Annotated in this window: 15 protein-coding genes; all 15 read left to right on the top strand. The window is 30.5% G+C overall.

Annotated features, from left to right (window positions below; genetic code table 11):
- The first annotated feature begins 249 nt into the window (after positions 1-249).
- The 15 genes from FEDK69T_RS14670 (at position 250) to FEDK69T_RS14595 (ending at position 12,897) form a co-directional block, all read left to right on the top strand.
- Positions 250-624, top strand: coding sequence for a GIY-YIG nuclease family protein (locus tag FEDK69T_RS14670; protein ID WP_035630948.1), 375 nt, complete (start codon positions 250-252; stop codon positions 622-624).
- 329 nt (positions 625-953) lie between these two features.
- Positions 954-1,391, top strand: coding sequence for a hypothetical protein (locus FEDK69T_RS14665; protein WP_131494769.1), 438 nt, complete (start codon positions 954-956; stop codon positions 1,389-1,391).
- 216 nt (positions 1,392-1,607) lie between these two features.
- Positions 1,608-2,168, top strand: a complete 561-nt coding sequence (locus FEDK69T_RS14660) for a cytochrome b family protein (RefSeq protein WP_035630947.1) — start codon at positions 1,608-1,610, stop codon at positions 2,166-2,168.
- A gap of 88 nt (positions 2,169-2,256) precedes the next feature.
- Positions 2,257-2,835: an STM3941 family protein gene (locus tag FEDK69T_RS14655; RefSeq protein WP_023574970.1), complete on the top strand. Its 579-nt coding sequence runs from the start codon at positions 2,257-2,259 to the stop codon at positions 2,833-2,835.
- Between the two features lie 187 nt (positions 2,836-3,022).
- Entirely contained in the window at positions 3,023-3,499 is a 477-nt protein-coding gene (locus FEDK69T_RS14650; protein WP_023574969.1) for a hypothetical protein, read from the top strand.
- A 314-nt stretch (positions 3,500-3,813) separates the two neighbouring features.
- Positions 3,814-4,758: a ligand-binding sensor domain-containing protein gene (locus FEDK69T_RS14645; protein ID WP_023574968.1), complete on the top strand. Its 945-nt coding sequence runs from the start codon at positions 3,814-3,816 to the stop codon at positions 4,756-4,758.
- 187 nt (positions 4,759-4,945) lie between these two features.
- Positions 4,946-5,428, top strand: a complete 483-nt coding sequence (locus FEDK69T_RS14640; protein ID WP_131494768.1) for a hypothetical protein — start codon at positions 4,946-4,948, stop codon at positions 5,426-5,428.
- Between the two features lie 195 nt (positions 5,429-5,623).
- Positions 5,624-6,175, top strand: coding sequence for a PI-PLC domain-containing protein (locus FEDK69T_RS14635; RefSeq protein WP_023574966.1), 552 nt, complete (start codon positions 5,624-5,626; stop codon positions 6,173-6,175).
- Positions 6,176-6,397: 222 nt separating this feature from the next.
- On the top strand, positions 6,398-7,813 hold the full coding sequence (locus tag FEDK69T_RS14625; protein ID WP_023574964.1) for a hypothetical protein: 1,416 nt from the start codon (positions 6,398-6,400) through the stop codon (positions 7,811-7,813).
- Between the two features lie 176 nt (positions 7,814-7,989).
- Positions 7,990-9,138 carry an acyltransferase family protein gene (locus FEDK69T_RS14620; RefSeq protein WP_023574963.1) on the top strand — a complete coding sequence of 383 codons (1,149 nt, stop codon included), beginning with the start codon at positions 7,990-7,992 and terminating at the stop codon, positions 9,136-9,138.
- 138 nt (positions 9,139-9,276) lie between these two features.
- Positions 9,277-9,690, top strand: coding sequence for a DUF4844 domain-containing protein (locus FEDK69T_RS14615; protein ID WP_035630944.1), 414 nt, complete (start codon positions 9,277-9,279; stop codon positions 9,688-9,690).
- A gap of 220 nt (positions 9,691-9,910) precedes the next feature.
- On the top strand, positions 9,911-10,510 hold the full coding sequence (locus FEDK69T_RS14610; protein WP_023574961.1) for a hypothetical protein: 600 nt from the start codon (positions 9,911-9,913) through the stop codon (positions 10,508-10,510).
- Positions 10,511-10,703: 193 nt separating this feature from the next.
- Positions 10,704-11,264: a DUF4274 domain-containing protein gene (locus FEDK69T_RS14605; protein ID WP_023574960.1), complete on the top strand. Its 561-nt coding sequence runs from the start codon at positions 10,704-10,706 to the stop codon at positions 11,262-11,264.
- Positions 11,265-11,464: 200 nt separating this feature from the next.
- Complete coding sequence (locus tag FEDK69T_RS14600) at positions 11,465-12,079, top strand: hypothetical protein (RefSeq protein ID WP_023574959.1); 615 nt, start codon at positions 11,465-11,467, stop codon at positions 12,077-12,079.
- A gap of 296 nt (positions 12,080-12,375) precedes the next feature.
- Positions 12,376-12,897 carry a hypothetical protein gene (locus tag FEDK69T_RS14595; RefSeq protein WP_023574958.1) on the top strand — a complete coding sequence of 174 codons (522 nt, stop codon included), beginning with the start codon at positions 12,376-12,378 and terminating at the stop codon, positions 12,895-12,897.
- The last annotated feature ends 154 nt before the right edge of the window (positions 12,898-13,051 follow it).

Genomic DNA, 13,051 nt, shown 5'->3' with positions numbered 1-13,051 from the left:
CTCCTTACTGCGAAAAGAAATCTCCTTACTGCGAAAAGAAATGTAGGAACTCAAGGAAGGCAGCCGTTAACAGCGGTTTTGTGCAAGCGGGGTTTCGGTGTGTAATGGAATGGTCGGTGTTTGCACTTTCTTCTCCGAAGTCAGGTTTTTCCTTTCAAACTTTTCGGTATATTTGTAAGCATCAGTAATAAAAATCCCCGCCTGACACAAAGCCGGCGGGACGTTAGCTGCAACCGTTAAACAACTCACGTGGAAATACATCACTCGAATCTTAGAAAAAAATATCTGTCGCTTATTGAAAGTGATTATATTTCTTTTAACGAAGTAGCATCTAAAAAAAATATCATGGGAGTTTACATTATTTATTCTCCTGAAGAAAGGATTGAATATATTGGAAGTACAAACAAATTCAACATTAGGTTTGGAACAGATTTAAAACATGAATCAACACATACTTTGGTAAAAAAATTACTCAAAAATGAGCTTTTCGAAAATCGATCCTTAGCAGTTAATTATTTAATTAATGATTGCAAATTTAAAATAGAAATTTGTGAAACCAAAAGAGAAGCTGAAGCTTTAGAACATTTTGCCATTTGGCTATTAAACCCAAAATATAATCAGTAGTTATGGATTTCATTTACGAGTTTGTAGTCACATTTTTCCAAGAAAAACTATATTATGGAATTAAGAAAATTTATTTTTCTGTTAAACAATTTTTCTCAAAAATGATCAACGGCAGCAGCTAACAGCGGTTTTATGCTATGGCGTGGCTTGGGATTTTTTGGATTGGTCAGTACTTGCATTTCTTCTTTAAAATGAAGTTTTTTCTTTCCACTTTTCGGTATATTTGTAAACATCAGTAATAAAAAATCCGCCACAGCATAAAGCCGGCGGAACGTTGTGCGATAGTTTACCCAAAAAAAAACGTATAAAGCATTTAATAGTAATTAATTATGAGAAATATTTTATCTTTTATAATTGCATTAATGTTGGTATTTATAAATGGAATTATTGGACATTATTATCCGCCAAAAGGAATTGATTTTACTTTAATTTTAATTCCAATAGTTACTTTAATAATGTGTTTTGCTTCAAAAAATCTAAATTCTATATTTAAAAGTTTATCAATATCTATGTTGGTAATAATAAATGATATTTTAATAAAGTTATATTCCGGAGGAACTCACGATTTGGAAGGATTGGAATGGATTCACGCTTTTATGTATATGGGAATAATAATTGGTTTAATAATATTATCAATAAACGTTATCAAAAATAAAGAGGAAAACATTTTTCTAAAAATTTCATCAATATTACTAATCCCATTGTTAGTTTATATTTACCAACATTTTTTCTATCAATTAGGACTTGGAAGACAATATCCTATATAAATAAAAAAGTGAAAAAATAAAACCATCGCACAACAGCAGTTTGCAGCAAGTGGGGCTTTAAGGCTAAATTTAATGTTGGTTTTGTATTTGTAAACTTAATCTTAAATTGATACTTTTGGGTAAACAATCCCCCACCTGCAGCAAGCTGGCGGGACGTTAGTGGCAATTTTGGGCAAAAAAAACGCAGAAATACCGTAATCAAATAATAGATTATTTATGTTAATTTACATATTAGCTTTTCTCTTCATATTTATCGCATGTAGTGGCTTAACATTTTTGTCTTATTGGATCCCTAAAAAACTAGGATTCAAAAAGGCAGGAATTATTCTATCTACTATTGTTGGTGTATTTTTTATTCTCTTAGCTATTTCTGACTTTTTTGAAGATGAATTATTTTCGAAAAACAATGCGAGAGAATTGTTATCAAAACAAGAAATTTCACTGAAAGACGATTTTGAAATTTTAGAGAATGAATCTATGTCTGGAATTGGAGATTATTATCACACATTTACTTTGAAAATTTCTAACCTAGATAAAAATCGTATAATTTCAGAAATAAAGAAAACCACAAATTTTACATCCGATACAATAGCAACCGACATTACCAAATCAACAGATTATTACGAAGGTGAAAAAGTTACTCAGAATTATGAGACTAAAGATGAATTTATAAAAGAGTTATTTGAACCTCAAGGCGAAGACTATGCTCCTACTTGGAGGAAAATTAGAATAAACAAAAAAGAGAATATTTTAATTTTTGAAGACGTCGATGAATAAAAACTGCCACTAACAGCGGTTTTGTGAAATTGGGGTTTTAGGCAAAATTTAAAGGCAATTTTATATATTTGACTTCAGTTCTAATGGAATGGTTTGGGAACAAAAATCCCCAACTCCACAAAGCCGGCGGGACGTTATGGGTAACTTTATGAACGAACAGCAAAACAATCAGTTTCACTACTATCCTATCAAATTGTGGGTAGATTCTACTATAACTATTATTATTTTTATATCATTTACACTACTTTTAGTAATAAATAAAAATCAACCATTTGGAGTTATTATAGCCTTACTGATTTGGATATTTTTTGGTAGTCATTTTTTTAAAACTATAAATAATTTAAAAAGACACATAAATAATAAGCCCGCAATTGAATTAACTGACGGTTATTTTTTTGACCATATAAATAATATCAAAATCTACTGGAAAAACATTAAAAAAATTAATTTAATCGAAATTAGAGGAAACACTTATATTGGTTTTGACTTAAAAGATGTAAATAGTTATGTTATTCAATCTACTAGTTTAATGACTAAATTTTTATTTAAATTAAAACTTCAACCGGAAAAATTATTAGCAAAAACGGAAATAAGTTTAGTTAAGGGAAAAAACGAAGAAATTATTGAAGAAATAAATAAGTTTTATCAATATAAAAGCTACCCATAACAGCGGTTTTGTGCAAGCGGGGTTTGGGTGTGTATCGGTAAGAGCTGGTGTTTGCACTTTCTTCTCCGAAGTGAAGTTTTCTCTCTCTAACTTTTCGGTATATTTGTAAGCATCAGTAATAAAAATCCCCGCCTGACACAAAGCCGGCAGGACGTTAGCTGACATTACATAAAAACTTAACGAGAAAATGAAAATATCAAAACAATTATGCGGTATTGCTGGAGAATATTATGCCGCAGCAGAAATTTCAAGACGTGGATTTTTAGCAGCAATTACTCTAAGGAATTCAGATGGAGTTGACATATTAGTGAGTAATATCGAAGGCAGCAAATTGTTTTCAATTCAGGTAAAAACCACACAAAATAAAAGCAAATGGATTCTCAATAAGAAAATTGAAAATGATAAAGCAGAAAACAAGTATTTTGTGTTTGTAAATATTCCACAGGACTTAGAAAAACAACCCAAATATTATATTGTGAAATCTGCAATTTTAGCAGACAGAATTTACAATGGTCATCGAAACTGGCTAAGCGAACCTGGAAAAAATGGCAAAACAAGAAATGATTCTGACGTTCGACAATTTGATCCCAAATACTTTAAACAAGAAGAATTATTAAATTGGGATTCTTTAATTGAAATTATACATAACAGTAACGTCAGCTAACAGCGGTTTTAAGAAATTGGGGTTTGGGTGTATAATGGAATGGTCTTTTTGTATATTTGACTTCAGTCTTAATGGAATGGTTTGGGAACAAAAATCCCCAACTTCTTAAAGCCGGCGGGACGTTATCGGTAACTCTATGAATGACGACTGCAAAAATTTAACAGACAATGATGAAATCGATCATACTTTATATAACAGTCCTAACAATTTTTACCTCGTGTAGCCGGCAGACCAATACTAAGACAATCAATTCAGAGAAACTAAATCAAATTCAGACAACGGGCAACACCGTAAAAGAACTAAGTAACAACATAATGGTTGTTTATCAAGACACTAAAAACAATTACTGGTTTGGTAGCTGGCAGGATGGGCTATACAAGTATGACGGAAAGTCAATCATTCATTACACCACAAAAGAAGGTTTATCCAGCGATAGAGTCGAAGAAATTAAAGAAGACAAACTTGGAAATATTTACATAAATACACATGAAGGACTTTGCAAGTATAATGGAAAACACTTTGTTACAATAACGGAAACAATAAGTATAGACGGTAAATGGAGTTTACATCCTGACGACCTATGGTTCAAAAGTTCCAAACCAAGACATGTATATCGTTATGACGGTATAAATCTTTATAGTTTGAAAATTCCAAAAACCAAGCTTGGAGAAGACTATGTTTTTAAACATCCGAATAATCCTGACCCATATGCTGTATATTGTAATTACAAGGATAGCAAGGGAAATATTTGGTTTGGCACAGCAGTATTGGGAGTTTTTCGTTACAATGGAAAATCTTTTGACTGGATTTCAGAACAGGATGTTACAGAAATTCACGATGGACCATCCAATGGTGTTCGTTCAATTGCAGAAGATAAAAATGGAGATTTTTGGTTCAATACCGAATATCGATATAGCGTTTATAATAAAACTTCTTCAACCAAAAGCGACATTGATGACACAACATTTTACAATCGAGTAAAAAACATAGGTTGTTTAGACGGTAAAAAAGACGGTGATTTAAATGAGTATCTGTCTATCACTAAAGACGACAACAACAACTTATGGATAGCGGTTTACTTACATGGTGTCTGGAAGTATGACGGTGAAAAGATTCACCATTATCCTGTTCAAGTTAATTCTAAAAATATTCCTATTTATTGCCTATACAAAGACAATAACGGAGACATCTGGCTTGGCACACACGAAAACGGAGCCTTTAAGTTTAACGGACAAACATTTGATAAATTCACACTATGACGAACGAAAGAAGAGCTACCGATAACAGCAGTTTGCAGCAAGTGGGGCTTTAAGGCTAAATTTAATGTTGGTTTTGTATTTGTAAACTTAATCTTAAATTGATACTTTTGGGAAAACAATCCCCCACCTGCAGCAAGCTGGCGGGACGTTATGCACAACGCTACCAAACTAATCTTAAATATAGATCATGAAAAATCTTTTTCTACTATTATTATTATTCCCATTATTATGTTTAAGTCAAACTGATAAAACTATTATCAAATTGAATCAAATATGTCATTTGGAATTAGAAAGATCTGTATTTAATAAAGCCAAACATGAGTTTGAATACGTCAACAAAAATGTATTAATCGCAATTGACGGAATACCACTTTTTGGTAGTGACGGAGAAATGCCAAAGTATGTATTATCAAACGCAATTTTAAAAATTGGTAACAAAACTTACAAGCTACAAATTGACAATATGTACAATCCTTGGTTTGGAAATAACGCAAACGGAAAATTCTTCAAAATTGAAAATAATGGCAACCAATCTGTTTTGAAAGGAGTATTTTCAGATGGCGCAGGAACTTATGGTGCTGAATGGTTAATATTTGGAAATTCAAGTATAAGAACAATCTTGACAAATGACGAAGATATTTTATTCAAATATTTTGAAATGAACCAATAAACACTGTGCATAACAGCGGTTTTATGCTATGGCGGGGCTTGGGATTTTTTGGGTTGGTCAGTGCTTGCACTTCTCTCCTATTTTTCAACTTTCTCTTTCAAACTTTTCGGTATATTTGTAAACATTAGTAATAAAAATTCCGCCACAGCATAAAGCCGGCGGGACGTTATGCGAGATTTTTAACAAACTTGAACGATGAAAACATTGCAAATTTTCTATTTACTAATATTCTTTACTTTAACTAGTAATGCCCAGAATCGCAAAGAAATTCCGGAAGCATTAATCCATAATTACAAAATAAAACCTGGAGATAAACCAAATCTTAACATCAACAAATGGATTTTGAATATTCCAAATGACAAAACTCTAAAAAACAAATTCATACTTCTAACCTATTGGGACGGAGGAAATGTCAGCCAAGCTGCTCTAAATCATTTAGAAAAAGTTTACAACAATTTTAAAGACCGTTCCGATTTTCTTCTTTTGGCTTACTCAAACAAAGATTCATTAAGTGTTTTGAATGAATTTAAAAAAGCAAATATTAATACTAAAGCTATCGTTGCGTGTAATACTAAGAGAGTTGACAAACTTTGGAGCAATGGTGTAGATTCCATATATACTCCAATGGCACTACTAATAGACGATGAAGGTTATATCATTTGGGTTACAATACCAACAACCATCACAGAGGAGGATATTAAGAAATTTTTAGACAAAAAACTCGAATTGGGAACATTTTGGAGATAATTAAAACCTCGCATAACAGCGGTTTTGTGCAAGCGGGGTTTCAGTGTGTAATGGAATGGTCGGTGCTTGCACTTTCTTCTCCGAAGTGAGGTTTTTTCTTTCAAACTTTTCGGTATATTTGTAAGCATCAGTAATAAAAATCCCCGCCTGACACAAAGCCGGCGGGACGTTAGCCGTCATTGTATCGCAGAACTCAGAAATAGTACGCAAAATAGAAAATTCATGAAGAAAACAATCACGCTTTTATTTATTTTAATATCAACCTTTGCTTTTAGCCAAGATTTTTTTGTTTACAAAATAAGTAAACCATATTGCATTTTTAATTTTATGGAAACTGCAACAAATGGTAATGGTACTTCTTCATACTTTAAAAAATATATTGAAGATAAAACTCAAAATAATCTCAATTTTAAAAATCTTTGTGAAGAATATGCAAAAATCAATTTAAGTTATAATTACAAACGATTTGAATTTCCCGATGAACGAAGACCAAATCGTTCAACTTATGATTTAATTTCAATAAACGCAATTAATTCAAAAAACTTAAATGAATTTAAAAAATCTACAATTGGCATTCTGCCAATTGTAGAATATCAGAAATTATTTAAAATATTATCCGAAGTAGAAAAAATTTACGATGATATAATTTGGAATGATTATGAAAAAAAACTAACAAACCAAAAAAATAATTTAACAACATTTAAAAAATCAAATGTTGAAATTTTTAACAGATTTAATAAATTTTATAATTCTACTTGGACAAATGAAATTCCATTTCAAATTGCTTTGTATCCAATTCCTGGAAAAAAAGGTTCTACAACTGCAACGCCACACGGAAATAGCTTGTGCATAGGAGTTCTAACTGATGACATTGATTATACAGGAAGAAATGGTGTTATACTACACGAAATGTGTCACGTTTTATACGACGAGCAATCTAAAGAATTTCAAAAACAATTAGTTTCCTATTTTGCGGAAAATAAATCGCAATATTCAAAATTTGCAAATGCATATTTTGATGAAGCTTTAGCAACTACGTTAGGAAACGGTTGGGCTTATAAAAATATAAATGGGAAAATTGATGATAGAGAATGGTATAACGATACTTATATTGAAGGTTTTGCAAGAGGAATTTATCCTTTAGTTGAAAACTATTTAAACGAAAACAAACAAATTGACAAAAATTTTATTGATAAATCAATAGAAATATTTGGTTTAAAATTTCCAAATGCAATTGCTGATTATTCAATTTTATTAAACAAGTTGTATCTATATTATGACAATGAAGATGAAAGTGAAATCACAATTCCGTTACGAAAGTATTTTAGATTAAGTAATGTAAATTCTTCATCTCCAATTTTACATCCTTATAGTATTGAAAATCTAAATGAAGGTTCAGGTAATCAATTAATCATAATTAATGAAAATCAGAAAAGCACTTTAGATAAATTAAAAGAAATCTATCCTGAATTATCAGAAGCAAACTTTGAAAACAAACCTTTAAATTTAAGTTTTTTTGACAACAAGGAAAATGCTGTAATTATACTAATTGTAAATAATAAAATGGAATTTGAAAATTTAATTGAGCAAATGAATAAAGAAAAATATTTTGACAAAACTAAAATAAAACAAAACTAAAAAACAACGAACGGCTAACAGCGGTTTTAAGAAATTGGGGGTTTGGGTGTATAATAGGACGGTCTTTTTGTACATTTGACTTCACTCCTATCGGAATGGTTTGGGAACAAAAACCCCCAACTTCTTAAAGCCGGCGGGACGTTAGGCACAAGCATAAAAAAACAGACACCTAAAGAATGGACAAACAAAAAATATATTTCCCCAACCTAAATGGTTTGAGATTTATTGCGGCTTTCTTGGTAATTATACACCATATAGAGCAAATCAAATCAATTTCAAAAATTAAAAATTATTGGGGTACAATTCCGTTTGTTGGAATTATTGGTAAGCTAGGTGTAGTATTATTTTTTGTTTTAAGTGGTTTTTTAATCACCTATCTACTTTTAGCAGAAGAGTGTTCCTTTAAAAACATTAGCATTAGGAAATTCTACATACGCAGAATGCTTCGTATATGGCCTTTATACTTTTTAATAATCATTTTAGCATTTTTTATTCTGCCAAATATTGACCTATTTACCTTGCCGGGATATGAGAAAGAAGTAATTTATTCAAACCTTTTATTGAAATTGTTATTATATGCAATATTTTTCCCTAATATAGTTCTTTCGCTATTAGGCGTAGTCCCATACGCTTCACACACTTGGTCTATTGGAACAGAGGAACAATTTTATTTAGTTTGGCCTATCATCTTGAAATACTTTAAAAAACATAGAATAATTTTAATGTTAATTATTATTGTTTTTTATTTAGTTTTTGCCAAATTATTATCTACGCATTACTCTGATATTCTTCCATACAAAAGTGTAATTCGTCCGTTTTGGTCATCATTTAATATTGACTGTATGGCAATTGGTGGAATTTATGCAATCCTCCTATTTCAAAAAAGTAAACTGCTTAAATTACTACAGAATAATATTACCTTTTACTTAACAATAATTTTAGTGACATTTCTAGTACTTAAAGGGGTTCACATACCATATATTCACTATGAATTTTATTCTATTTTGTTTGGAATTATTATTTTGAATTTTGCTACTAATGACAAAATCAAAATATCACTTGAAAATAATATCTTAAGCTATTTAGGGAATATTTCATATGGGCTATATATGTATCATCCAATTGGAATTGTGTTAGCATTAGCAATTAGTATCTCGAATGGCATTACAACAAATTGGCTTATCTATCCTTTAAGTTTTTTATTAACAATAATAATAGCAGGCCTTTCATATAAATATTACGAATCAATTTTTCTAAAATTTAAAAATAAATTTTCAAATATAATTAGTGGAATGGAACCAAAGAATAGAACTGCCAGTGCCTAACAGCGGTTTTAAGAAATTGGGGTTTGAGTGTTTAATGGAACGGGCTTTTTGTATATTTGGCTTCAGTCCTAATGGAATGGTTTGGAAACAAAAATCCCCAACTTCTTAAAGCCGGCGGGACGTTAACTGCCATTGAACATGACGAAAACTATAATTACAATATTGACGATTTTTACTTTAGCTGCTTGTGAGCCAAAGAAAATTGAAACGCAGAAAAATGCGATGAACAAATTCGAACAATTTAAAGCAAAAGAAAAGTTTGTAATTGATACTACTACTTTATATCCAGGTATTGGAAATCCAAAATTAAAACCAATACTTACTGAAAAAATCAATAACGTTGCGGATAGTTTCCAAACTATATCTAAAACTCAAAATCCTACTGATGAGGACTACCAAAAAGAAATTGAAAAAGGACTTGCAAGTTTTGACGATATTTATAACGATTTAGATACTGAAGATAGAGAACGTGTTTGTTTCTATTTTGAAGAAATAATGGATATAGTTGGCTTAAAAAGTTCAGAAGGAAAACTAAATGATTTCATGTACTGATTTGATCCAAATAATATCTAATCAACGGCAGTTAACAGCGGTTTTATGAAATGGCTGGGTTTAGTGTTTATCGGTAATGGTCAGTGATTATTTTCTTTCTCCGAAAGAGGCTTTTTTCTTTCAGTCTTTTAGGTATATTTGTAGACATCAGTAATAAAAATTTCGCCACTTCATAAAGCCGGCGAGACGTTGTGCGTAATTTTACCAAACGAATCCTAAAATGACCAAACAAGTATCAGAAATAATAAAATACATTGATAGAGAATATCTACTTAAAGGATATTTACTCGAAGAATATTTCAAAAATAATCCTGAAAAAAAACCTGAAGGAGAAATTGAGACAAGTCTTTGGCGTGGTTATTTTGCTGATTATGAAATTATCAACAACGAACTTTTTGTTCTAAATTTAACAATTATTAAAAATGGGAAATATACCTCTGCAATAAAAGATGTATTCCCAGATAGCAGAAAGATGACATGGTTCAATGGTCTAATTTTAATAGATGAAAATGAATATGCCAACAATAAAAATCTAAATAATGAAACGTCTTTCAAATTATTTGAAATAAAAAATGGAAATATCAGTAAGATAAAAACTTTAAATTTAGACGAATTAAGAGAATTCAAATTTTTGCAATTGGAAATGTTTAAACTAACTTCTGAATATGAAATATTAAAAGAAGTTTATAAAGATAAGGTAATTGATAACCATAAAAAATATGGTAATAAACAAGATAGATTGCCTAATATTAATGAAAGATTCGAAAATTATTTACAAGAATTTATTATAGAAGTATCAAAAGAAATATTAACCGATTAAAAACTACGCACAACAGCGGTTTTGTGCAATGGCGGGGCTTTGTGATTTTTTGGGATGGTTTGGGCTTGCACTTCACTCCTATTTAATCGCGATTTTCTTTAAAACTTTTCGGTATATTTGTAGACATCAGTAATAAAAAGTCCGCCACTTCACAAAGCCGGCGGGACGTTGTGTGCTATTATAACAAAACTAAATGATAATACTACCTAATAAAGAAAGATTCATCCAAGAAACCTTTATTGAATTTTCGTTCAATAAATCTGATGATTATTTACCCGATTTTAAGCTTTTTGAAAAACTAAACTCAACAGATCAATATTACCTCGCTCAATATTATAATTGGGATGATGGAGTTGAAATTTTGAAGTGGATAATTGAAAGTAAAAAATGTGACAAAGGAACTGCATCACTAATTTTTTGGACATCAGAACCTGATTATTATTTTGAAAAATCTGAAAATGAAATTTCAGGTTACGATGAAAAAGAAACATTTCTATTGTTAAAAAGAATTGTTGAAAAATTTAACAATAACGAATTTAAAAAATCAAACTTAAAATACGACCCAACAGATAGAGTAACCAAAATTGATTGGAGTAAACAAAATTCAGAATGGAAAATTCCAGAAGAAATTAGAAAACCGATAAAAGGATTTTCTATAATTAGCATTGGAATTATTCAACAAAAAATTTGGCAATGGCAACACAACCGAAAAGAAGCCGAACGAGCAGCGAAAAGATTGAAACGAAAAAAATAACAGCACACAACAGCGGTTTTGTGCAAGCGGGGTTTGGGTGTGTATCGGTAATGTTCAGTGTTTGTACTTCTCTCCTCTTTTTCAACTTTTTTCTTTCAGTCTTTTCGGTATATTTGTAAACATCAGTAATAAAAATCCCCGCCTGACACAAAGCCGGCGGGACGTTAGCGGCAAGTTTACGCCAAAATTGAGAAAACAGGATGAAAATAAAACTACTTTTTTTACTATTTATTTTTTTTACCTTTTCGTGTAAAAATAATTCTGAGATCAAAGCAGAATCTTCTAATAATACAGAAATCGAAACTTTAGACAGCAAAAATGTTGATGGTTTTAATTTTAATAAGTTTAAAATAGATAAAGGGAATATCGGTCCGATAAAAATCGGCATGAAAATATTTGATGCTGAAAAAGAGATTACTGAACTAACAAAAAAAGAATGTGAAGCCTATGATTTCGGTTATGATGGTGGTGGCAAAGCATATATTTATTATTTAAAAGACGAACCAATTCTAGCACTTGTTCCAAAAATGGATTCAGATGAAATATTAGTCATAATTGCTTTAAGCAAAAATCTTAAAACTAATAATGGGTTAAACCCAAATTCTACTGTAAAAGAAATACAAGAAAAATATCCAAATATTGAAATCAACCAAGATTTAATGATGAGTTGGGAATTTATGCACGATGAGAATAATAATTGGAATTTAGTATTTATGACTGAAGACAATAACAGAATTGGAGATTACAAAGAATTGGAAGTTCCTACAAAACCAATCAGAAACGAAATAGCAATGAATTGGATAACAATCAAATAAACAAAACCAGCCGCTAACAAGGGTTTTGTGAAATTGGGGTTTTTGGGCTAAAAATAATATTGGTTTTGTGTTTGTAAACTTACTCTTAAATTTATAGTTTTGGGAGAACTAATCCCCAACTTCACAAAGCCCCGGGACGTTAGCAGCAAGTTTAAAAAAATGAGACTTAATAAAATAACAAATGAATTTATTGAAGAATTCTAAAAGAATACTCTTTAATTGAAGGCGACGAATTAAATCAAAAACTTTTAAAATTATTTCAAGAGTTTAGTGATGATACAAACAAATTCGACGTTTTGATAAAAGTCGCTTCTCTGAATAAAATATATTCAACAGCAATTACTAATATCAATCCTGTAGTAGAAAAAATAAATGAAACCGCCGAAAACTACAAACTGTACAAAACTGCTGATTATGTTAATTTTGTAGACAAAATATCTTTTGTAAAGTGGAAAAATGATAAAGGAGAGGAATATGAAAGAAACAATCTATCTTTCGCATCAAAATACACTCACTTCTCAAGCAATTATGAAACACCAATCTATGATAGTTATATCTGGATTGTCATTAAAGGATATTTAGGCCAAAATAATCACGAAAAATTATCATTCACGATTCCTAAAAACTATGCCGAATTTTATTTAACCTTTACAGAGTTTAAAAAAGCTTTTAATTTAGAAAACTATTCTAACTACACAATTGATAAATTTCTATGGACTTATGGTCGAAAAATGATTATTGACATTGTAAAAGAAATGGAAATTAACCTTGATTCTGCAAAATCTGAACTGAGAAAAAGAATCAAAGCCAGCTGCTAACAGCGGTTTTATGCTATAGCGGGGCTTGGGATTTTTTGGATTGGTCAGTGCTTATTTTTCTTCTTTAAAAAGAAGTTTTTTCTTTCCATTTTTCGGTATATTTGTAAACATCAGTAATAAAAAATCCGCTACAGCATAAAGCCGGCGGGACGTT

Source organism: Flavobacterium enshiense DK69 (genome assembly GCF_000498495.1).
GTDB classification, from domain to species: domain Bacteria; phylum Bacteroidota; class Bacteroidia; order Flavobacteriales; family Flavobacteriaceae; genus Flavobacterium; species Flavobacterium enshiense.
Note: the sequence above shows the minus strand (reverse complement) of the source record. Positions and strands in the feature narration are given on the sequence as shown.

Bases quoted from the DNA above. Each gene is read 5' to 3' on its own strand.
- FEDK69T_RS14665 (WP_131494769.1), top strand. From the start codon at position 954: ATGAGAAATATTTTATCTTTTATAATTGCATTAATGTTGGTATTTATA.
- FEDK69T_RS14660 (WP_035630947.1), top strand. From the start codon at position 1,608: ATGTTAATTTACATATTAGCTTTTCTCTTCATATTTATCGCATGTAGT.
- FEDK69T_RS14655 (WP_023574970.1), top strand. From the start codon at position 2,257: ATGGTTTGGGAACAAAAATCCCCAACTCCACAAAGCCGGCGGGACGTT.
- FEDK69T_RS14650 (WP_023574969.1), top strand. From the start codon at position 3,023: ATGAAAATATCAAAACAATTATGCGGTATTGCTGGAGAATATTATGCC.
- FEDK69T_RS14645 (WP_023574968.1), top strand. From the start codon at position 3,814: ATGGTTGTTTATCAAGACACTAAAAACAATTACTGGTTTGGTAGCTGG.
- FEDK69T_RS14640 (WP_131494768.1), top strand. From the start codon at position 4,946: ATGAAAAATCTTTTTCTACTATTATTATTATTCCCATTATTATGTTTA.
- FEDK69T_RS14635 (WP_023574966.1), top strand. From the start codon at position 5,624: ATGAAAACATTGCAAATTTTCTATTTACTAATATTCTTTACTTTAACT.
- FEDK69T_RS14625 (WP_023574964.1), top strand. From the start codon at position 6,398: ATGAAGAAAACAATCACGCTTTTATTTATTTTAATATCAACCTTTGCT.
- FEDK69T_RS14620 (WP_023574963.1), top strand. From the start codon at position 7,990: ATGGACAAACAAAAAATATATTTCCCCAACCTAAATGGTTTGAGATTT.
- FEDK69T_RS14615 (WP_035630944.1), top strand. From the start codon at position 9,277: ATGACGAAAACTATAATTACAATATTGACGATTTTTACTTTAGCTGCT.
- FEDK69T_RS14610 (WP_023574961.1), top strand. From the start codon at position 9,911: ATGACCAAACAAGTATCAGAAATAATAAAATACATTGATAGAGAATAT.
- FEDK69T_RS14605 (WP_023574960.1), top strand. From the start codon at position 10,704: ATGATAATACTACCTAATAAAGAAAGATTCATCCAAGAAACCTTTATT.
- FEDK69T_RS14600 (WP_023574959.1), top strand. From the start codon at position 11,465: ATGAAAATAAAACTACTTTTTTTACTATTTATTTTTTTTACCTTTTCG.